Consider the following 20,993-nt stretch of genomic DNA (forward strand, 5'->3'; position numbering starts at 1 on the left):
GAACGACGATGTTCTTGCTGCTGAAGGGGTGCAGGGTCAGTTCACCGAGGAAGCCGCCGATGCCCTTGACCTTGATGCTGTAAAAGACGATCAGGGCGAACACCGAGATCGACAGGCCGAGGGTGGCGTTCGGGTCGGTGGTGGCCACGGCGCGGAAGAACAGGTGCTCGTCGCCGGTGATCTTCGCGGCCAGCATCGGCAGGTAGTCCACCGGTACCAGGTCGATCAGGTTGAGCAGGAAGATCCAGACGAACACGGTCAGGGCCAGGGGCGCTATCAACGGGTTACGCCCGTGGAAGGTGTCCTTGACGCTGGTGTCGACGAACTCGACCATCACCTCGACGAAGTTCTGCAGTCCACCCGGCTGGCCGCTGGTGGCCTTCTTGGCCGCCAGGCGGAAGATGAACAGGAACACCACGCCGAGCAGTACCGACCAGCCCAGGGTGTCTACGTGGAATGCCCAGAAGCCCATTTCCTTGGCTTGCTCGGCGGTGTGGGCGAACCCCCAATCACCATTAGGCAGACGCCCGAAGGTCAGGTTCTGCAAGTGGTGCTGGATGTAACCCGAAGCGGTTTCTGCTGCCATGTTTGCCTCAATCGCTCTAAGGTCTTGTAAATGTTTTTCCCATCAGCAGGGGTGCGCACCAGCTGACCATCAGGGTCAGCAGATAGACACCGAACAGAGCCGGCGCCATCAGTGGCTTCACGCCTGCGAACGTCAGTGCGAAGAGCACCGCCGTCAGAATCAGTTTCCCGGCTTCGCCCGCATAGAAAGAGCGAACGATTTCCCGGGCAGCCCGCGCTCCGCTGAAACGGAACGCCTTGTAGGCGAAATAACAATTCGGCAACCAGGCGATCATCCCTCCCAGCAGTCCGGAATATCCGGCTACCGGTCCCCAAGAAATCCACAGGGAGATCGCAGCAACAAGCACTACTACCAGTTGGACGAGCAGCAATCTGAATGCCGGCAGGCGACTTGGCATGCGGGACTCCATCGCGCTCTCAGTCTTCTGGTGTCGGCACTGCCAAATCAACGACTTGGCATAAAAAGTGCCCACAAAATAGCGCGCAGAGTATAGGGGGGGAGTCCCCCCTGTTCAACTGGCTGGTAGTGATTTCCGACTACCCGCTACAACCCAAAGTGTGTCAACGGATGTGGGCGAGAACGCCCTGCAGTTCATCCAGGGAGCTGTAGCGGATGACCAACTGTCCCTTGCCCTTCTGACCATGCCGGATCTGCACCGAAGCACCCAGGCGCTCGGCCAGGCGCTGTTCCAGGCGGGCGATGTCCGGGTCGCTCTTGACCGGTCCCGCAGGCTTGCCAGGGGCATGCGTCCACTGCCGAACCAGGGCTTCGGTCTGACGTACGGTCAGCCCATGTGCGACAACATGTCGCGCCCCTTCCACCTGCCGTTCTGCCGGCAGACCGAGGAGCGCACGGGCATGGCCCATCTCCAGGTCGCCATGGGAAAGCAGGGTCTTGATCTCTTCCGGCAGGCCGATCAGGCGCAGCAGGTTGGTAATGGTCGCGCGCGACTTGCCGACCGCTTCCGCGACCTGCTGCTGGGTCAGCTGGAACTCCTGCTGCAAGCGCTGCAGGGCAGCGGCTTCCTCGATCGGGTTGAGGTCCTCGCGCTGGATGTTCTCGATCAGCGCCATGGCGATGGCCGCTTCGTCCGGCACGTCGCGCACCAGCGCCGGGATCTTTTCCAGTCCGGCCTGCTGGCTGGCCCGCCAGCGCCGCTCGCCGGCAATGATCTCGTAGCGGCCATTGGCGATCGGCCGCACCACGATGGGCTGCATCACGCCCTGGGCCTTGATCGACTGCGCCAGTTCCTCCAGCGCCTGAGGGTCCATGTCGCGACGCGGCTGGTACTTGCCGCGCTGCATCAGGTCGAGGGGGATCTGCTGCAACTCGCGGCGGTCGGCCTGTACGGCTTCCTCCTGCAGTTTGGCGGGACTCGAGCCGCCCAGCAGGGCATCGAGCCCGCGTCCCAGTCCACGTTTCTTGGCTGCCATGCGGGTTCCTTATGCGGTTGCGGCGCGGCCTTTGGCGCGCTGGCGGCGGACCAGCTCGCCGGCCAGCGCCAGGTAGGCGATGGCGCCGCGGGATTGCTTGTCGTAAACCAGCGCCGGCATGCCGAAGCTGGGGGCTTCGGCGAGGCGCACGTTACGCGGGATGACGGTGCTGTAGAGGGTGTCGCCGAAATGCTCCTGCAACTGCGCGGAGACATCGTTGGTCAGGCTGATGCGCGGATCGTACATGGTCCGCAACAGACCCTCGATCTTCAGCGTCGGGTTGAGCAACTGGCCGATGCGCTGGATGCTGTTCATCAGGTCGGTCAGCCCCTCCAGCGCGTAGTACTCGCACTGCATGGGGATGATCACGCCGTCGGCGGCGGTCAGCGCGTTGACGGTGAGCATCGACAGCGACGGCGGGCAGTCGATGAGGATGTAGTCGTAGTTCTCGCGGATCGGCGCCAGCGCGTTGCGCAGGCGATTTTCCTTCATGTCCATTTCCAGCAGCACCACTTCCGCGGCGGTCAGGTCGCGGTTGGCCGGCAGCAACTGGTAGCCGCCGTGTTCGGAGAACTGCATGGCCTCGGCGAGGTTGCACTCGCCGGTGAGCACGTCGTAGATGGAGTGCTCCAGGTTGTGCTTGTCGATGCCGCTGCCGGTGGTGGCGTTGCCCTGGGGATCCAGGTCCAGCAGGAGGACGCGGCGCTTGGTCGCCACGAGGGAGGCCGCGAGGTTGATACAGGTCGTGGTCTTGCCGACACCGCCTTTCTGGTTGGCGATCGCGAATACCTTAGCCATGGTTATCCCTGTTCCCCCTCATGCTGTGCGCCGCAGTATCAGCAGATGCCGCTGACCTTGGCAACCGGGTACCGCCAGCGCGTGCTCGGCTTCGACCCGGAAATCCTCCGGGAGTGCCGCCAGCTCTTCGTTCGGATGCACGCCCTTCATCGCCAGCCAGCGGGTTTCCTGGCCACCGAGGTGGCGGGTCCAGTTGGCGAAGTCCTCCAGGCTGCTGAAAGCGCGGGAAACGATGCCATCGAAGGGGCTCTCGGGACGGAAGGCTTCCACCCGGCTGTGCACGACTTCGAGGTTGGCCAGCTTCAGCTCGAGCTTCACCTGGGTCAGGAAGCGGGTCTTCTTGCCGTTGCTGTCGAGCAGGGTCAGGCGCTTTTCCGGGAACAGGATGGCCAGCGGCACGCCGGGCATGCCGCCGCCGCTGCCGACATCCAGCCAGTTATCCCCAGCCTCGGCATAAGGCACGATGCTCAGGCTGTCGAGCAGGTGGCGCGAAACCATCTCGTCCGGGTCGCGTACGGCGGTCAGGTTGTAGGCCTTGTTCCATTTGATCAGCAGGGCCAGGTAGGCCAGCAGCTGGCGTTGCTTGTCGGCGTCGAGGGCGACGCCTAGCTCGTCAGCACCGCGCGCGAGTTCGTCGGCGTGGTGTTGGGTTACCGCAGACATCAAGCGCTCTGCTCCAGTTGGCGGCCAGAGGCACGCTTCTTCAGGTGGATCAACAACAGCGAAATCGCAGCCGGCGTGACGCCGGGGATCCGCGAAGCCTGTCCGAGGGTTTCCGGACGGGCCTGGTTCAGCTTGTTCTGGATTTCCTTCGACAGGCCGGAAATCCCCAGGTAATCGATATCCACAGGCAGGCGGGTATCTTCGCTGGCGCGCAGCCGGGCGATTTCCTCCTGCTGGCGGTCGATGTAGCCGGCGTACTTGGTGCGAATCTCCACCTGCTCGGCCACCTGGGGGTTATCCACAGCATCGCCGGTGATCTCCACCAGGCCGGCGTAATCGATCTCGGGGCGGCTCAGCAGGTTGAGCAGGTTGTATTCATGGGTCAGCGGCGTACCGAAGCGCTCGGCGATGGCGTCGCCCTGCGGGGTATTCGGCCGCACCCAGGTGCTCTTCAGCCGCTGTTCCTCGCGTTCGATACCTTCGCGCTTGGCTTCGAAGGCAGCCCAGCGCCGATCGTCGACAAGGCCCAGCTCGCGTCCCTTCTCGGTGAGACGCAGGTCGGCGTTGTCCTCGCGGAGGATCAGGCGGTATTCCGCCCGCGAGGTGAACATGCGGTACGGCTCCTGGGTGCCGAGCGTGATCAGGTCGTCCACCAGCACGCCGATGTAGGCCTCGTCGCGGCGCGGGCACCAGCTGTCCTTGCCTTGCGAACGCAACGCAGCATTGGCGCCGGCCAGCAGGCCCTGGGCGCCAGCTTCCTCGTAGCCGGTGGTGCCGTTGATCTGGCCGGCGAAGAACAGGCCGCCGATGACCTTGGTCTCCAGGCTGTACCTGAGATCGCGGGGATCGAAGAAGTCGTACTCGATCGCATAGCCCGGCCGCACGATGTGGGCGTTTTCCATGCCACGGATGGAACGCACGATCTGCAGTTGCACGTCGAACGGCAGGGACGTGGAAATGCCGTTGGGATACAGCTCGTGGGTCGTCAGGCCTTCCGGCTCGAGGAAGACCTGGTGGCTTTCCTTATCGGCGAAGCGATGGATCTTGTCTTCGATCGATGGGCAGTAGCGCGGGCCGATGCCTTCGATCACACCGGAATACATCGGCGAACGATCGAGATTAGCGGCGATGATCTCGTGGGTCCGGGCGTTGGTATGGGTGATCCAGCAACTGACCTGCTCGGGATGCTGTTCCTTCGAACCGAGGAAGGACATCACCGGGATCGGCGTGTCGCCCGGCTGCTCGGTCATCACCGAGAAGTCCACGCTGCGCCCGTCGATCCGCGGCGGCGTACCGGTCTTCAGCCGGCCGACCCGCAGCGGCAATTCACGCAGACGACGCGCCAGTGCGATGGACGGCGGGTCGCCGGCGCGTCCGCCTGAGTAGTTCTCCAGGCCGATGTGGATAAGTCCGCCGAGGAAGGTGCCGGTAGTCAGGACCACGTTGTCGGCATGGAAGCGCAGTCCCATCTGGGTCACTACGCCGCGGACCTGATCCTGCTCGACGATCAGGTCGTCGCAGGCCTGCTGGAATATCCACAGGTTCGGCTGGTTTTCCAGTGTATGGCGGATAGCGGCCTTATAGAGCACGCGATCGGCTTGTGCACGAGTGGCGCGCACTGCCGGCCCCTTGCGGCTGTTAAGGATGCGGAACTGGATACCGCCCTTGTCGGTGGCTTCGGCCATGGCGCCGCCAAGGGCGTCGATTTCCTTGACCAGATGGCTCTTGCCGATGCCGCCGATGGCGGGGTTGCAGCTCATCTGCCCCAGGGTTTCCACATTGTGGGTCAACAGCAGGGTTTTCACACCCATGCGCGCAGCCGCGAGTGCGGCTTCGGTGCCTGCATGGCCACCGCCGATCACGATTACGTCAAAACGGGTAGGGAAATCCACCACGCACCTCGGCCTGTTCAGAAGCAGGAATTCAGGAAAGCCGGACAGTATAAGGATTTAGCGAACCTGAATGAAGACTCCTGGACAAAAAATAGCCAATCCAGATCGAGGGAGCAAAACGGCTCGGCGGGCTTACAAAAAATAAAAGGAAAGGAATGTTTATATCTTTTTAGAACTTGTGTTTATTACTTAGCAGCGGCTTTTCTGTTGATAAGTACGTCGAGCCCAGTAAAGACATAGCCTGTAGCGAATGATAAGGCTGTCCCAAACCCTATCTGGGCCCTGTTGATAAGCGTTTTTTAGCTGTGGATGGAATGGCTCGTTATCAACATGTGGAGTTATGCACAGAGCTTCGGCGGGTTTATCTACCCTCCTGTCCCTGGGGTTTTCCACAGGTTTCAGGCGAGCGTATCCGGGCCGCGGCAGGACCGCAGCCAGGTAGGAAGAAGGAGATGGCAAGGCGTGGGAAAGGCTCAGTCGTTGCCGCTTTCCAGCGTATCGATGGATGACGACAGGCGCTCGAAGCGGCGCTTGGCGGAGACCTGGAAATCCCGCTCGGAGCCCTCGTTAGCGGGTTTGCGCAGCAGTAGCCGAGCACTGAGCCCGCTAGTGCGGTCGTAACTGCCGAACCAGTCGATCATCTGTCCGACCTGGCATTCGCCGCCGAGCCACACCGCCAGGTTGGCTACGATCTCCATGCTGTAGTGTCCGAGTGCTCGCCGTGGGACGCCTTAGGAGCCGAAGGCGAGGGCCCCGCCTGGCCGGTATCGACGGAGTCCAGGGTCTGCAACAGCTCTTTTCGCAGAATCTCTTCCAGGCTTGTGGATAAACCGCTTACCGGGTTGACTTGCGTGCACGGAACGTCCCGGCGCGTGGCGATAGCGCCAGGCGAGACAACGGGATAGATACGCCGTTCGAGAGGGGCGAGCAGATAGAGATTGACCACAGCGCAGCGCCTTCGCGGACGCCGGATCGGAGCGCGGTGCCTGTGCATAAACCTCTCCCAGGTGGATATCCATCCCATGCAGACCGACATCGGCGCAGATGGTTTTCTCGGGGACGAAGCGGCGCGCCGGCAATCCATGCCTGCGTGGTTGAGTGCCGGCGGCAAGGGGCACAGTGAAAGGAAAGTACGCAGAACCGGAGCGAACCTTGCCCTGGTTATCCACAACTCGGCGTGGGCCGAGCCCCATTACTTGCCGATGCAGAAACTCGAGAAGATGCGACCCAGCAGGTCGTCGGGGGTGAATGCGCCGGTGATTTCGCCCAGGTGCTGCTGGGCCTGGCGCAGATCCTCGGCCAGCAGTTCGCCGGCGCCATTGTGGATAAGTTGGCTGTGGCCATGCTCCAGCGCCTGCCCTGCCAGGCGTAGCGCTTCCAAGTGGCGCCGGCGGGCGCTGAAACCGCTTTCCGCGGTCTGTTCGAAGCCCATGCAGGCCTTCAGGTGTTCGCGCAGCAGCTCCAGGCCGGCGCCGGTGCGCGCCGAGAGGGTGATGGTGACGTGGCCGTCCGCGCTTTCCTCGAGGCCAATGGACTCTGTGGACAAATCCGCCTTGTTGCGGATCAGGGTGACCTTGCCCGGTTCCGGTCGCTGGTCGAGAAACTCCGGCCATAGGGAAAACGGGTCCGCTGCTTCCGGGGCGGTGGCGTCCACCACCAGCAGCACGCGATCGGCTTCGCCGATGGCTTTCAGCGCACGTTCCACGCCGATCTTTTCCACATGGTCCTCGGTATCCCGCAGGCCTGCGGTGTCCACCACATGCAGGGGCATGCCATCGATGTGGATATGTTCGCGCAGTACATCGCGGGTGGTGCCGGCTATGTCCGTGACGATGGCCGCCTCGCGACCGGCCAGGGCATTCAGCAGGCTGGACTTGCCGGCATTCGGTCGTCCGGCGATGACCACGGTCATGCCGTCGCGCAGCAGGGCGCCTTGGGAAGCTTCGCGCTGCACTGTGGATAATTCTGTGCGTACTTTTTCCAGAAGCCCCAGTACATGGCCATCGGCGAGGAAGTCGATTTCTTCCTCGGGGAAGTCGATGGCGGCTTCGACATAGATGCGCAGGGAAATCAGTTGCTCGGTCAATGCATGTACCCGGCGTGAGAATTCGCCCTGCAGGGAACGCAATGCATTGCGCGCGGCCTGCTCCGAGCTGGCCTCGATCAGATCGGCGATGGCTTCGGCCTGGGCCAGGTCGAGCTTGTCGTTGAGGAACGCGCGCTCGCTGAACTCGCCCGGTCGCGCCTGGCGGGCGCCCAGTTCCAGACAACGCTGCACCAGCAGGTCGAGTACCACGGGGCCGCCGTGCCCCTGCAGTTCGAGTACGTCTTCGCCGGTGAACGAGTTCGGGCCTGGGAAATACAGTGACAGGCCTTCGTCGATCACCTGCCCACCGGCATCGAGGAACGGTCCGTAATGCGCATGCCGGGCTTTCAGCTGGCGTCCGCTCACGGCCACGGCCATCTGTCCGGCGAGAGGTCCGGAGACGCGGACGATTCCCACGCCGCCGCGGCCCTGGGCGGTAGCGATCGCGACGATGGTTTCGGTGGCGGCTTGCATGTGGATATCTCCGGATAGCAAGACGCCCCTCGAGGGGGCGTCTTGTTGTGGACAGTTTTCGCGATAGACGTCAGGCGGTCTTCGCGGCTGCCTCGATCTTGCGGGTAATGTACCACTGCTGTGCGATCGACAGGCAGTTGTTGACTACCCAGTACAGCACCAGACCGGCTGGGAACCAGAGGAAGAAGAAGGTGAAGATGATCGGCATCAGTTTCATCACCTTGGCCTGCATCGGGTCCGGCGGGGTCGGGTTGAGCATCTGCTGGATCAGCATGGTGCCGCCCATGACGATCGGCAGGATGAAGAACGGATCCTTCACCGACAGGTCGGTGATCCAGCCGAGCCACGGCGCCTGGCGCATTTCCACGCTTTCCAGGAGTACCCAGTAGAGGGAGAGGAAGACCGGCATCTGGACCAGGATCGGCAGGCAGCCGCCCAGCGGATTGATCTTCTCCTTCTTGTACAGCTCCATCATCGCCTGGGACATCTTCTGCCGATCGTCGCCGTGCTGTTCCTTGATCGCCTGCATCTTCGGCGACACCGCGCGCATGCGCGCCATCGAACGGTAGCTGGCGGCGGACAACGGGAAGAAGGCCAGCTTGATCAGGACGGTCAGGGCGATGATCGACCAGCCCCAGTTGCCGATCAGGCTGTGGATATGTTGCAGCAGCCAGAAGATCGGCTGGGCGATGAACCAAAGGAAACCGTAGTCGACGGTCAGTTCCAGGCCCGGGGAGAGTTCCTTCAGGTGCTTCTGGAGTTTCGGGCCGGCATACAGGGTCAGGTCGGTTTCCACCTTGCTACCCGCCGGAACGCTCAGGGTCGGGCCGGTGAAACCGACGATGTAGTTGCCCTGGCCGTCCTTGCGGGTCATGACCTGGTGCTGCTCGCCCTTGGTCGGAACCCAGGCGGTCACGAAGTAGTGTTGCAGCCAGGCGACCCAGCCACCCTGCACGGACTCCTTGAACTGTTCCTTGTCCATGTCCTTGGTGGAGATCTTCTTGTACGGCGAATCCGGGGTCCAGACCGCGGCGCCAAGGTAGGTGGACACCCCGGTGGCGGTGGTCGAGGACGGGTCGGCGCTGCCGTCGCGCTTGAGCTGGGCGAACAGGTTGCCGCTCCAGGTCTTGCCGCTCTGGTTGTCGATCAGGTAGCTGACGCCGACCTGATAGGCGTTTTCATTGATGCACTCGATCTTCTTCTGGGCCTTTTCCTTGTCCGAGCAATCGGCTTTCAGGCCACGGTGGAAGGTGAAGCGCTTGATGTAGTTGACACCGTCGTGGCTGAAGCTCAGGTCCACGACCAGTTCGTTCTGGCCGTCGGCCAACTGGTAGCTGCTCTGCGCACTGTGGAACAGCGGGCGGCCGGCGCTGCTGGCGTCCGGGCCGTCGGCACCGGTGAGGCCGCTCTGCGCCAGGTAGGTACGTTCGCGACCGTTGTCGAACAGCGGGAACGGCACGTCCGGACGGTCCAGGCGGCGCGGATACTGCAACAGGCCGAGCTGGACGATATCGCCGCCACGGGGATCGATGGCCAGGTCGAGGACGTCGGTCTTCACCTGGATCAGCTTGTCGCTGACCGCAACCGGCTTGTCGGCGGCTTCGCTGCCGGCCGCGCTGCTCTGGGCAGTGGGAACGTCACTGCTGGTGCCCGAGGCGGACGGAGTGTCCGGCAGGCCTTGCGTGGTGTTCATCGAAGCGCTGGCGGCGGGCAGCTCAGGCTGACCGTAATCCTTGTTCCACTGGAGAACCAGCAGGTAGGACACGACTGCAAGGGCGACGATGAGAATCGAGCGTTGAATGTCCATGGTTACTCGGCCATCGAGAAAGGGCGGTGCTTGAAGGAAACTGACAGTAGCAGATCGCGGCTACGGGATTGCCAGTGATGGAGCCGAGTGGAGGAAACCGCACTCGGGCGACCATTGCGTCGCGGGCCATGCTGCGCGATAGCCTCGTACGCTAGGGAAGTACAACTTGGCTGGGAACGACGGTGCCGGGTCATCGAAGGGGGGATGACACTACAGGGATCGGGATGCGCGGGCATCGACCTATGCATGAGTACCGTCGGCCACGCCAGGGGCGTCAGCAGGGCTTTCCGTGCGAGGTCGATTGCGCAACAGGCGTTTCCAGAGCTTGCCGAACTGCTGGTGCAGCTCCGGATTTTCCAGTTCGCCCAGGCCTTTGCGCGCGATCACCACGATATCCCAGCCAGCCAGGGTTTCCTGGTTATGGCGGAACGATTCGCGGATCAGGCGTTTGAGGCGATTGCGCTGGACGGCGAGCTTGACGTTCTTCTTGCCGATCACCAGGCCCAGGCGGGGGTGATCGAGACCGTTCTCGCGCGCCAGCAGCAGGACGTGCTTGCCGGGGACCTTGCCGGTCGGAGAGTCGAAGACTGCGCTGAATTGCCGGGCTGTCAGTAGACGCTTGTCCCGGTCGAAGTCCCGACTCACCACCCGTACCGGATAAATCAGACGGTCAGACGCTTACGGCCTTTGGCGCGACGACGCGACAGAACCTGACGGCCGTTCTTGGTGGCCATACGGGCGCGGAAACCGTGGACGCGAGCGCGCTTGAGGGTGCTGGGTTGGAAAGTACGTTTCATGATTCGGTACCTGGGTTGACGACTTGAGGTCGCAGTGACCCCGTTTAAAGAGACCGGCGATTCTAGTGAAATCGAACGGGCAGGTCAATTTCCAACCAGCGATGACGTAATAGATAGATACAAGGAAGTCATTTTTCTTTTAAAGGATAGAAACGGTTAATGCTCTTGGGACGGCGCTTTTCTGTGCATAACTCGATGAAGCCCAGCAATTGCGTGTTTCTCCGGCAGGCAAAAGGTTGTCGAGAACCGGTGTCGAGGCTGTTTCCTTCCTGAGCGAAGCCTGGGGATGAACGAGATGGTTATCCACAGCGGTTTTTTCCACACGGCTGTGCGCAGGGATGTACCCCCTTCAAAGCAAGGGTTATCCACAAAGTCCAGGACGACCGTCCGTCGGCCTGCCTGCTTTTATTAAGGTCTTGATTTGCTTGGGGCCTCAGCGCATCGGCATGTGGATAAGTCCGGCCCGTCCGGCTACAATAGGCGCTTATTTCGTTGTGCCGCCTTTCCAATCTTTGGGGGATATCCGTGTCCGTGGAACTTTGGCAGCAGTGCGTGGATCTTCTCCGCGATGAGCTGCCGTCCCAACAATTCAACACCTGGATCCGTCCCTTGCAGGTCGAAGCCGAAGGCGACGAATTGCGTGTGTATGCACCCAACCGTTTCGTCCTCGATTGGGTGAACGAGAAATACCTCGGTCGGCTTCTGGAACTGCTCGGTGAACGCGGCGAGGGTCAGTTGCCCGCCCTTTCCTTATTAATAGGCAGCAAGCGTAGCCGTACGCCGCGCGCCGCCATCGTCCCATCGCAGACCCACGTGGCTCCCCCGCCTCCGGTTGCTCCGCCGCCGGCGCCAGTGCAGCCGGTATCGGCCGCGCCCGTGGTGGTGCCACGTGAAGAGCTGCCGCCAGTGACGACGGCTCCCAGCGTGTCGAGCGACCCCTACGAGCCGGAAGAGCCCAGCATCGATCCGCTGGCCGCCGCTATGCCGGCCGGAGCCGCACCTGCGGTACGCACCGAGCGCAACGTCCAGGTCGAAGGCGCGCTGAAGCACACCAGCTATCTCAACCGTACCTTCACCTTCGAGAACTTCGTCGAGGGCAAGTCCAACCAGTTGGCCCGCGCCGCCGCCTGGCAGGTGGCGGACAACCTCAAGCACGGCTACAACCCGCTGTTCCTCTACGGTGGCGTCGGCCTGGGCAAGACCCACCTGATGCATGCGGTGGGCAACCACCTGCTGAAGAAGAACCCGAACGCCAAGGTGGTTTACCTGCATTCGGAACGTTTCGTCGCGGACATGGTGAAGGCCTTGCAGCTCAACGCCATCAACGAATTCAAGCGCTTCTACCGCTCGGTGGACGCACTGTTGATCGACGACATCCAGTTCTTCGCCCGTAAGGAGCGCTCCCAGGAGGAGTTCTTCCACACCTTCAACGCCCTTCTCGAAGGCGGCCAGCAGGTGATCCTCACCAGCGACCGCTATCCGAAGGAAATCGAAGGCCTGGAAGAGCGGCTGAAGTCCCGCTTCGGCTGGGGCCTGACGGTGGCCGTCGAGCCGCCGGAACTGGAAACCCGGGTGGCGATCCTGATGAAGAAGGCCGAGCAGGCGAAGATCGAGCTGCCGCACGACGCGGCCTTCTTCATCGCCCAGCGCATCCGTTCCAACGTGCGTGAACTGGAAGGTGCGCTGAAGCGGGTGATCGCCCACTCGCACTTCATGGGCCGGCCGATCACCATCGAGCTGATTCGCGAGTCGCTGAAGGACTTGTTGGCCCTTCAGGACAAGCTGGTCAGCATCGACAACATCCAGCGCACCGTCGCCGAGTACTACAAGATCAAGATATCCGATCTGTTGTCCAAGCGGCGTTCGCGTTCGGTGGCGCGCCCGCGCCAGGTGGCCATGGCGCTCTCCAAGGAGCTGACCAACCACAGCCTACCGGAGATCGGCGTGGCCTTCGGCGGTCGGGATCACACCACGGTGTTGCACGCCTGTCGTAAGATCGCTCAACTTAGGGAATCCGACGCGGATATCCGCGAGGACTACAAGAACCTGCTGCGTACCCTGACAACCTGACGCAGCCCACGAGGCAAGGGACTAGACCATGCATTTCACCATTCAACGCGAAGCCCTGTTGAAACCGCTGCAACTGGTCGCCGGCGTCGTGGAACGCCGCCAGACATTGCCGGTTCTCTCCAACGTCCTGCTGGTGGTCGAAGGCCAGCAACTGTCGCTGACCGGCACCGACCTCGAGGTCGAACTGGTTGGTCGCGTGGTACTGGAAGATGCCGCCGAACCCGGCGAGATCACCGTACCGGCGCGCAAGCTGATGGACATCTGCAAGAGCCTGCCGAACGACGTGCTGATCGACATCCGTGTCGAAGAGCAGAAACTCCTGGTGAAGGCCGGGCGTAGCCGCTTCACCCTGTCCACCCTGCCGGCCAACGACTTCCCCACCGTAGAGGAAGGTCCCGGCTCGCTGAACTTCAGCATTGCCCAGAGCAAGCTGCGTCGCCTGATCGACCGCACCAGCTTCGCCATGGCCCAGCAGGACGTGCGTTACTACCTCAACGGCATGCTGCTGGAAGTGAACGGCGGCACCCTGCGCTCCGTCGCCACCGACGGCCACCGACTGGCCATGTGCTCGCTGGATGCGCAGATCCCGTCGCAGGACCGCCACCAGGTGATCGTGCCGCGCAAAGGCATCCTCGAACTGGCTCGTCTGCTCACCGAGCAGGACGGCGAAGTCGGTATCGTCCTGGGCCAGCACCATATCCGTGCCACCACTGGCGAATTCACCTTCACTTCGAAGCTGGTGGACGGCAAGTTCCCGGACTACGAACGCGTACTGCCGCGCGGTGGCGACAAGCTGGTGGTCGGTGACCGCCAGCAACTGCGCGAAGCCTTCAGCCGCACCGCGATCCTCTCCAACGAGAAGTACCGCGGCATTCGCCTGCAGCTTTCCAACGGTTTGCTGAAAATCCAGGCGAACAACCCGGAGCAGGAAGAGGCCGAGGAAGAAGTGCAGGTCGAGTACAACGGCGGCAACCTGGAGATCGGCTTCAACGTCAGTTACCTGCTCGACGTGCTGGGTGTGATCGGTACCGAGCAGGTCCGCTTCATCCTTTCCGATTCCAACAGCAGCGCCCTGGTCCACGAGGCCGACAATGACGATTCTGCCTATGTCGTCATGCCGATGCGCCTCTAATCACACTGAATGTCCCTGACCCGCGTTTCGGTCACCGCGGTGCGCAACCTGCACCCGGTGACCCTCTCCCCCTCCCCCCGCATCAACATCCTCTACGGCGATAATGGCAGCGGCAAGACCAGCGTGCTCGAAGCCATCCACCTGCTGGGCCTGGCGCGTTCATTCCGCAGTGCGCGCTTGCAGCCGGTGATCCAGTACGAGGAAGCGGCCTGCACCGTATTCGGCCAGGTGATGTTGGCCAACGGCATCGCCAGCAACCTGGGGATTTCCCGTGAACGCCAGGGCGAGTTCACCATTCGCATCGATGGGCAGAACGCCCGAAGTGCGGCTCAATTAGCGGAAACACTTCCACTGCAACTGATCAACCCGGACAGCTTTCGGTTGCTCGAGGGAGCGCCGAAGATCCGCCGACAGTTCCTCGATTGGGGAGTGTTCCACGTGGAACCTCGGTTTCTGCCCGTCTGGCAGCGCCTGCAGAAGGCGCTGCGCCAGCGGAACTCCTGGCTCCGGCATGGTAAACTGGACCCCGCGTCGCAAGCGGCCTGGGACCGGGAATTGAGCCTGGCCAGCGATGAGATCGATGCCTACCGCAGAAGCTATATCCAGGCGTTGAAACCGGTATTCGAGGAAACCCTCGCCGAATTGGTTTCACTGGATGACCTGACCCTTAGCTACTACCGAGGCTGGGACAAGGACCGGGACCTCCTGGAGGTCCTGGCTTCCAGCCTGTTACGCGACCAGCAGATGGGCCACACCCAGGCGGGACCGCAGCGTGCGGATCTTCGCATACGGTTGGCAGGTCATAACGCCGCGGAGATTCTCTCGCGCGGTCAGCAGAAGCTGGTGGTATGCGCCCTGCGCATCGCCCAAGGCCATCTGATCAATCGCGCCAAGCGCGGACAGTGCGTCTACCTGGTGGACGACCTGCCCTCGGAACTGGATGAGCAGCATCGAATGGCTCTTTGCCGCTTGCTTGAAGATTTGGGTTGCCAGGTATTCATCACCTGCGTGGACCCGCAACTATTGAAAGACGGCTGGCGCACGGATACGCCGGTATCCATGTTCCACGTGGAACATGGAAAAGTCTCTCAGACCACGACCATCGGGAGTGAAGCATGAGCGAGAACAACACGTACGACTCTTCCAGCATCAAGGTGCTGAAGGGGCTGGATGCCGTACGCAAGCGCCCCGGCATGTACATCGGCGACACTGACGATGGCACCGGTCTGCACCACATGGTGTTCGAGGTGGTGGATAACTCCATCGACGAAGCGCTGGCCGGTTACTGCAGCGAAATCAGCATCACCATCCATACGGATGAGTCGATCACTGTCCGCGACAATGGACGCGGTATTCCGGTGGATATCCACAAGGAAGAAGGGGTTTCTGCGGCGGAAGTGATCATGACCGTCCTCCACGCCGGCGGCAAGTTCGACGACAACACCTACAAGGTGTCCGGCGGCTTGCACGGTGTGGGCGTCTCGGTGGTGAACGCGCTGTCCCATGAACTACGCCTGACCATCCGTCGCCACAACAAGGTCTGGGAACAGGTCTACCACCACGGCGTTCCGCAGTTCCCACTGCGCGAAGTGGGCGAGACCGATGGCTCCGGCACCGAAGTTCACTTCAAGCCGTCCCCGGAGACCTTCAGCAACATCCACTTCAGTTGGGACATCCTGGCCAAGCGCATCCGCGAGCTGTCCTTCCTCAACTCCGGCGTTGGCATCCTGCTGCGCGACGAGCGTACCGGCAAGGAGGAGCTGTTCAAGTACGAAGGCGGTCTGAAGGCCTTCGTCGAGTACCTGAACACCAACAAGACCGCGGTGAACGAGGTATTCCACTTCAACGTCCAGCGTGAAGAGGACGGCGTGGGTGTGGAAGTCGCCTTGCAGTGGAACGACAGCTTCAACGAGAACCTGCTCTGCTTCACCAACAACATCCCGCAGCGTGACGGCGGCACCCACCTGGCCGGTTTCCGTTCGGCGCTGACGCGTAACCTGAACAACTACATCGAGGCCGAAGGCCTGGCGAAGAAGTTCAAGATCGCCACCACCGGCGACGATGCCCGCGAAGGCCTCACCGCGATCATCTCGGTGAAGGTACCGGACCCGAAGTTCAGCTCGCAGACCAAGGACAAGCTGGTCTCCTCCGAGGTGAAGACTGCGGTGGAACAGGAGATGGGCAAGTACTTCGCCGACTTCCTGCTGGAGAATCCCAACGAAGCCAAGGCCGTGGTCGGCAAGATGATCGACGCCGCCCGTGCCCGCGAGGCCGCGCGCAAGGCGCGCGAGATGACCCGCCGCAAGGGCGCGCTGGACATCGCCGGCCTGCCCGGCAAACTGGCCGATTGCCAGGAAAAGGACCCGGCGCTCTCCGAACTGTACATCGTGGAGGGTGACTCCGCGGGCGGTTCCGCCAAGCAGGGCCGCAATCGCCGGACCCAGGCGATCCTGCCGCTCAAGGGCAAGATCCTCAACGTCGAGAAGGCACGCTTCGACAAGATGCTCTCCTTCCAGGAGGTCGGTACGCTGATCACCGCCCTGGGCTGTGGCATCGGCCGCGAGGAATACAACATCGACAAGCTGCGCTACCACAACATCATCATCATGACCGATGCTGACGTCGACGGTTCGCACATCCGCACCCTGCTGTTGACCTTCTTCTTCCGCCAGATGCCCGAGCTGATCGAGCGTGGCTACATCTACATCGCCCAGCCCCCGTTGTACAAGGTCAAGCGCGGCAAGCAGGAGCAGTACATCAAGGACGACCAGGCCATGGAAGAGTACATGACCCAGTCGGCCCTGGAAGACGCCAGCCTGCACGTCAACGAGCACGCTCCGGGCCTGTCCGGGGCGGCGCTGGAGAAACTGGTCAACGAGTATCGCGGGGTGATCGCCACCCTCAAGCGCCTGTCGCGCCTGTACCCCCAGGAGCTGACCGAGCACTTCATCTACCTGCCTACCGTGTCGGTGGACGACCTGGCTAACGAGTCGGCCATGCAGGGCTGGTTGGAGAAGTTCCAGGCGCGCCTGACCGCCGCCGAGAAGTCCGGCCTGACCTACAAGGCCAGCCTGCGCGAAGACCGCGAGCGCCACCTGTGGCTGCCCGAGGTGGAACTGGTGGCCCACGGCCTGTCCAGCTACGTCACCTTCAACCGTGACTTCTTCGCCAGCAATGACTACCGCTCGGTGTCGCTGCTCGGCGACCAGCTGAACAGCCTGCTGGAAGACGGCGCCTACGTGCAGAAGGGTGAGCGCAAGCGCCCGATCAGCGCCTTCAAGGACGGCCTGGACTGGCTGATGGCCGAAGGTACCAAGCGCCACAGCATCCAGCGATACAAGGGGCTGGGCGAGATGAACCCTGAGCAGCTGTGGGAAACCACCATGGATCCGAACGTCCGGCGCATGCTCAAGGTGACCATCGAGGACGCCATCGCCGCCGACCAGATCTTCAACACCCTGATGGGCGATGCCGTGGAGCCGCGCCGCGACTTCATCGAAAGCAACGCGCTGGCGGTATCGAACCTGGACGTGTGACGGGTCGGCAGACCGACCCTCATGGAAACCCCGGCCTGGCGCCGGGGTTTTCTTTTTGCGCCAGGTAGCCTGGATATGTGCCGTGCCAAGGTGTGGCCGAGCCCCGGTTGCTCGCCAGCATTGGCACCCTGGACCCAGGCCTCCTGGCGGCGTGGCACCGCTTCTGTGGGCAGCGGTCGCCGGTCGGTTCGGTCGATCGTTTCCAGCCGGCCTTGCTTTGCGCCTCGCGTGAAAACAAGAAGCCCCGCTATGGCGGGGCTTCTTTTATCGAATCGGCGCACAGTGCGCCTTGCAGGGGGCTTTGCGGCCCTTCACGAGACCACCGACGGCTCCGGATGGCTGACCCGCTGCTGGATGGGGCTGATCTCGGCCATGGTCTCGCTGACCCAGGCTTCGGCGCGCTGGTTTAGCTCGGCGATGGCGCGCGGGCCTTCGCCTTCGGCGTGCATCGCCGGGCCGATCACCACCTGGATGGTGCCCGGGTACTTGGCCCAGCCGGCCTTGGGCCAATACTGCCCGGCGTTGTGGGCGATCGGCAGTACCGGTAGCCCGGCGTTGACCGCCAGGGCGGTGCCGCCGCGGGAGAACTTGCCCATCTGCCCCACCGGAATACGCGTGCCTTCCGGGAAGATCAGCACCCAGGCGCCTTTCTTCAGGCACTCGTCGCCCTGCTTGGCCAGTTGCTTGAGGGCCAGCTTCGGCTGGCTGCGGTCGATGGCGATGGGCTTGAGCAGGGCCAGGGCCCAGCCGAAGAACGGCACGTAGAGCAGCTCGCGCTTTAGTACCTGGCTGAGTGGCTCGAAGAAGCCGGAGAGGAAGAAGGTTTCCCAGGTGCTCTGGTGCTTGGAGAGGATCACGCAGGGCTTTTCCGGGATGTTCTCCAGTCCGCGCACCTCGTAGCGGATGCCGGCGACCACGCGGGTCAGCCAGATCGCGAAGCGGCACCAGTTCTGTACCACGAAGCGGTAGCGGGCGCGGAACGGCAGGATCGGCGCGATGAAGAAGCTGAGGGTGCCCCAGACGAACGCGCTGGCGGACAGCAGCAGGTAAAAGAGGACGGTTCTGATGGCCTGCACTGTCGACATGTATTCTGACCTTACTGAAGTAATGCGCTGGCGACTGCCGCCAGATCGTCGAATATCAGGGTGCCCTCTGGCAAGGGCTTGCCCAGCGTACGTACACCTTTTCCGGTCTTTACCAACACCGGCTGACAATCGACGGCCCGCGCCGCCTCCAGGTCACCGATGCTGTCGCCGACGAACCAGATACCCGACAGATCGACCCCGTAGTACTCGCCGATCTGCCGCAGCATACCCGGCTTCGGCTTGCGGCATTCGCAGCCGTCGTCCGGTCCATGCGGACAATAGACGATGAGGCCGACCTCGCCGCCCTGCTCCGCGACCAGTTCGCGCAAGCGCGCATGCATGGCCTCGAGCACCGCCAGGTCGTAATAGCCACGGGCGATGCCGGACTGGTTGGTAGCCACCGCGACGGTCCAGCCGGCCTTGCTCAGGCGGGCGATGGCCTCGATCGAGCTGGGGATGGGGATCCACTCGTCGAGGGTCTTGATGTAATCGTCGGAGTCGAGGTTGATGACTCCATCGCGGTCGAGAATCAGCAGGGAACGGGACATCGATGCGCAGTTGGCCATGAACGGAAAGGATCGATTCTACCTCAGCCAGCCGGAGCATCGCGGATGGATCGACGAGCCCCTACGCTGGACAATCTGTACTAGATTCAATAATGGCAATGGAATGGCAATCCCAGGCCAGGGAGTCATTTGGCACGCAGCAGTGGGTGTCTCGGAGTACGTGCGAACCCCTTGGCGGGTGGATCACCGGAGTAATGCAGTAAGCGCCTATCGCATGCCAGCACGGCCGACCGGCCGTGTTTCCACCACAGGTGGAGCGGGCATGACGACGGGGAGTTCCGGGGCGTCTGCCCGTTCCCAAGGACGGTAACCGTGAAACGCCTGAAAAAGACACTGCACCTTTCAAGCTTGTCCCTCGCTTCCCTGGCTCTTTCTTCCGCCGCCCTGGCGGCCGCTCCGGTCATGCTCGACCAGGGCAAGGAATGGACCGAAAGCCACCGCCAGGACTTCTACAGCCGCGACCAGGGCTCGCAGGTGATGCCCCTGCCCTGGCTCAAGGCGTTGCGACAGCCGGATGGAACGCCTTTCCTCGCCGACAGCCTGGCCCGCTACGGCTATTTGCCCAACCCCAAGGCGCCCGCGGAAGGCCTGCCGGTGGGCTTCACCGTAGCCGGCACGGGCGCCCGGCAGATGGTCGGCATGACCTGTTCGGCCTGCCATACCCGGCAGATCGAGGTGAAGGGCACTGCCTATCGGATCGACGGCGGTCCGGCGATCGTCGACTTCCAGGCATTCCTCGCCGACCTCGATCGGGCCGTGGGACCGCTGACCAGCGATGACGCCGCCTTCGACGCCTTCGCCAAGCAGATCCTCGGGGCCAATCCGCCTCCCGGTGCGCGCGACGCTCTGCTCGCGGCGGTGAAGGAATGGTACGAGCCCTATCACACGCTGATCGAGCGCGCGCTGCCCAAGGACACCTGGGGACCGGCGCGGCTGGACGCGGTATCGATGATCTTCAACCGCCTTACCGGGCTGGATATCGGCACCGCGCCGCCCTACCTGATTCCCGACAACATCAAGGCGGCGGATGCGCCGGTGCGCTATCCGTTCCTGTGGAACGCGGCGCGGCAGAACAAGACCCAGTGGCCCGGCTTCGCCGCCAACGGCAACGACCTGCTCGGCCTGGCGCGCAATGTCGGCGAGGTCTACGGGGTGTTCGCCACCTTCCACCCGCAGAAGAGCAAGTTCCACCTGCTGGGCATGGACTACCTGAAGATCAACTCGGCCAACTTCCACGGGCTGGGCAAGCTGGAAGACCTGATCAAGAAGATCGGCCCGCCGAAGTGGCCCTGGGCGGTGGACAAGCACCTGGCCAGGAAAGGCGCGCTGATCTTCGCCCGCAAGACCGACGAAGGTGGCTGCGTGGAGTGCCACGGCATCCGGATCAAGGACCTGGTGCTTTGGGACACTCCGCTGAGGGACGTCGGCAGCGACAGCCGCCAGCACGCCATCCTCGATGGCCAGGTGCAGACCGGCGTGATGGAGGGCGCGCGGATGCCGTTCGGCCAGCCGCTGAAGGCGACCGACGGAGCCTTCGATGTACTCGCCGTAGCGGTGGCCGGTTCGATCCTGCAGCACTTCGTGCCGATCCTCGGTGAGAAGCACGATGCCAAGGCGGCGGCGGTCAAGCCGGAAAGCGTGATGACCGACGAAACCCGGCAACTGCTGACCGCCTTCCAGAAGCCGGTGCGTACCCAGGCCGACCCCTACCCCTACGAGTCGCGGGTCCTGCAGGGGATCTGGGCGGCGGCGCCGTACCTGCACAACGGCTCGGTGCCGACCCTGGAAGAGTTGCTGAAGCCGGCCGCGGAGCGGGTGGAATCCTTCCCGGTGGGCTCGGCCTACGACGTGGACAAGGTCGGCCTCGCCGCCCAGCAGACCCAATTCGGCAGCTATGTGCTGAAGACCACCGGCTGCGAGCAGCGTGATTCCGGCAACAGCCGCTGCGGCCATGAGTACGGCACCAGCCTGTCGGCCGAGGAGAAGCGCGCGCTGCTGGAGTATCTGAAGGTCCTGTAGTGAAAAAGGCCCGGTGTCGCGAGGACGCCGGGCCTTTTCTTCGAGGCGG

The 20,993-nt window shown here is 62.8% G+C and carries 17 protein-coding genes and 1 pseudogene; 5 read left to right on the top strand and 13 right to left on the bottom strand.

The window, feature by feature from the left end:
- The 11 genes from HMPREF2716_RS11705 to rpmH form a co-directional block, all read right to left on the bottom strand.
- A partial coding sequence (locus tag HMPREF2716_RS11705) for a FoF1 ATP synthase subunit A (protein WP_070621898.1) occupies positions 1-586 on the bottom strand: 586 nt, incomplete at its 3' end.
- Between the two features lie 16 nt (positions 587-602).
- Positions 603-983, bottom strand: coding sequence for a F0F1 ATP synthase subunit I (locus tag HMPREF2716_RS11710; protein ID WP_003118473.1), 381 nt, complete (start codon positions 981-983; stop codon positions 603-605).
- Positions 984-1,146: 163 nt separating this feature from the next.
- Positions 1,147-2,019, bottom strand: a complete 873-nt coding sequence (locus HMPREF2716_RS11715) for a ParB/RepB/Spo0J family partition protein (protein ID WP_003100240.1) — start codon at positions 2,017-2,019, stop codon at positions 1,147-1,149.
- Between the two features lie 9 nt (positions 2,020-2,028).
- On the bottom strand, positions 2,029-2,817 hold the full coding sequence (soj, locus tag HMPREF2716_RS11720) for a chromosome partitioning protein Soj (RefSeq protein ID WP_003097243.1): 789 nt from the start codon (positions 2,815-2,817) through the stop codon (positions 2,029-2,031).
- 18 nt (positions 2,818-2,835) lie between these two features.
- Entirely contained in the window at positions 2,836-3,480 is a 645-nt protein-coding gene (gene rsmG, locus HMPREF2716_RS11725; RefSeq protein WP_003100242.1) for a 16S rRNA (guanine(527)-N(7))-methyltransferase RsmG, read from the bottom strand.
- On the bottom strand, positions 3,480-5,372 hold the full coding sequence (gene mnmG / locus HMPREF2716_RS11730) for a tRNA uridine-5-carboxymethylaminomethyl(34) synthesis enzyme MnmG (RefSeq protein ID WP_003100244.1): 1,893 nt from the start codon (positions 5,370-5,372) through the stop codon (positions 3,480-3,482). Before mnmG ends, rsmG begins: the two co-directional genes overlap by 1 nt.
- 473 nt (positions 5,373-5,845) lie before the next feature.
- A complete protein-coding gene (locus tag HMPREF2716_RS11735) occupies positions 5,846-6,070 on the bottom strand; it encodes a hypothetical protein (protein ID WP_003100246.1) in 225 nt (74 codons plus the stop codon).
- A 494-nt stretch (positions 6,071-6,564) separates the two neighbouring features.
- Positions 6,565-7,932 carry a tRNA uridine-5-carboxymethylaminomethyl(34) synthesis GTPase MnmE gene (mnmE, locus tag HMPREF2716_RS11740; RefSeq protein WP_003100248.1) on the bottom strand — a complete coding sequence of 456 codons (1,368 nt, stop codon included), beginning with the start codon at positions 7,930-7,932 and terminating at the stop codon, positions 6,565-6,567.
- 70 nt (positions 7,933-8,002) lie between these two features.
- Complete coding sequence (yidC, locus tag HMPREF2716_RS11745; RefSeq protein WP_003097255.1) at positions 8,003-9,739, bottom strand: membrane protein insertase YidC; 1,737 nt, start codon at positions 9,737-9,739, stop codon at positions 8,003-8,005.
- A gap of 240 nt (positions 9,740-9,979) precedes the next feature.
- Positions 9,980-10,387, bottom strand: a complete 408-nt coding sequence (rnpA, locus tag HMPREF2716_RS11750) for a ribonuclease P protein component (RefSeq protein ID WP_003100251.1) — start codon at positions 10,385-10,387, stop codon at positions 9,980-9,982.
- 14 nt (positions 10,388-10,401) lie between these two features.
- Positions 10,402-10,536 (bottom strand): 50S ribosomal protein L34, encoded by a 135-nt coding sequence (rpmH, locus tag HMPREF2716_RS11755; RefSeq protein WP_003100258.1) that lies wholly within the window; start codon positions 10,534-10,536, stop codon positions 10,402-10,404.
- Positions 10,537-11,061: 525 nt separating this feature from the next.
- Between rpmH and dnaA the strand changes: the two genes are divergently transcribed.
- The 4 genes and pseudogenes from dnaA (at position 11,062) to gyrB (ending at position 17,274) form a co-directional block, all read left to right on the top strand.
- On the top strand, positions 11,062-12,606 hold the full coding sequence (gene dnaA, locus HMPREF2716_RS11760; protein WP_003109151.1) for a chromosomal replication initiator protein DnaA: 1,545 nt from the start codon (positions 11,062-11,064) through the stop codon (positions 12,604-12,606).
- A 28-nt stretch (positions 12,607-12,634) separates the two neighbouring features.
- Positions 12,635-13,738: a DNA polymerase III subunit beta gene (gene dnaN / locus HMPREF2716_RS11765; RefSeq protein ID WP_003097262.1), complete on the top strand. Its 1,104-nt coding sequence runs from the start codon at positions 12,635-12,637 to the stop codon at positions 13,736-13,738.
- A 9-nt stretch (positions 13,739-13,747) separates the two neighbouring features.
- Positions 13,748-14,850: pseudogene (recF, locus tag HMPREF2716_RS11770) on the top strand (DNA replication/repair protein RecF).
- Positions 14,851-14,853: 3 nt separating this feature from the next.
- The gene (gene gyrB / locus HMPREF2716_RS11775; RefSeq protein ID WP_031640949.1) at positions 14,854-17,274 is read left to right on the top strand and encodes a DNA topoisomerase (ATP-hydrolyzing) subunit B; all 2,421 of its coding nucleotides are present in this window, start codon (positions 14,854-14,856) and stop codon (positions 17,272-17,274) included.
- A 311-nt stretch (positions 17,275-17,585) separates the two neighbouring features.
- Here the strand turns inward: gyrB and HMPREF2716_RS11780 are convergent, their stop codons facing one another.
- Both HMPREF2716_RS11780 and gmhB read right to left on the bottom strand, forming a co-directional pair.
- Complete coding sequence (locus HMPREF2716_RS11780; protein ID WP_003100265.1) at positions 17,586-18,359, bottom strand: lysophospholipid acyltransferase family protein; 774 nt, start codon at positions 18,357-18,359, stop codon at positions 17,586-17,588.
- A gap of 11 nt (positions 18,360-18,370) precedes the next feature.
- Positions 18,371-18,907, bottom strand: coding sequence for a D-glycero-beta-D-manno-heptose 1,7-bisphosphate 7-phosphatase (gene gmhB, locus HMPREF2716_RS11785; RefSeq protein ID WP_023086853.1), 537 nt, complete (start codon positions 18,905-18,907; stop codon positions 18,371-18,373).
- A 330-nt stretch (positions 18,908-19,237) separates the two neighbouring features.
- On the opposite strand from gmhB, the gene HMPREF2716_RS11790 reads away from it, so the two are divergent.
- Positions 19,238-20,944, top strand: a complete 1,707-nt coding sequence (locus tag HMPREF2716_RS11790; RefSeq protein ID WP_003111371.1) for a di-heme-cytochrome C peroxidase — start codon at positions 19,238-19,240, stop codon at positions 20,942-20,944.
- The last annotated feature ends 49 nt before the right edge of the window (positions 20,945-20,993 follow it).

Source organism: Pseudomonas sp. HMSC076A11 (assembly GCF_001810205.1).
In the GTDB taxonomy this organism is placed as follows: domain Bacteria; phylum Pseudomonadota; class Gammaproteobacteria; order Pseudomonadales; family Pseudomonadaceae; genus Pseudomonas; species Pseudomonas aeruginosa.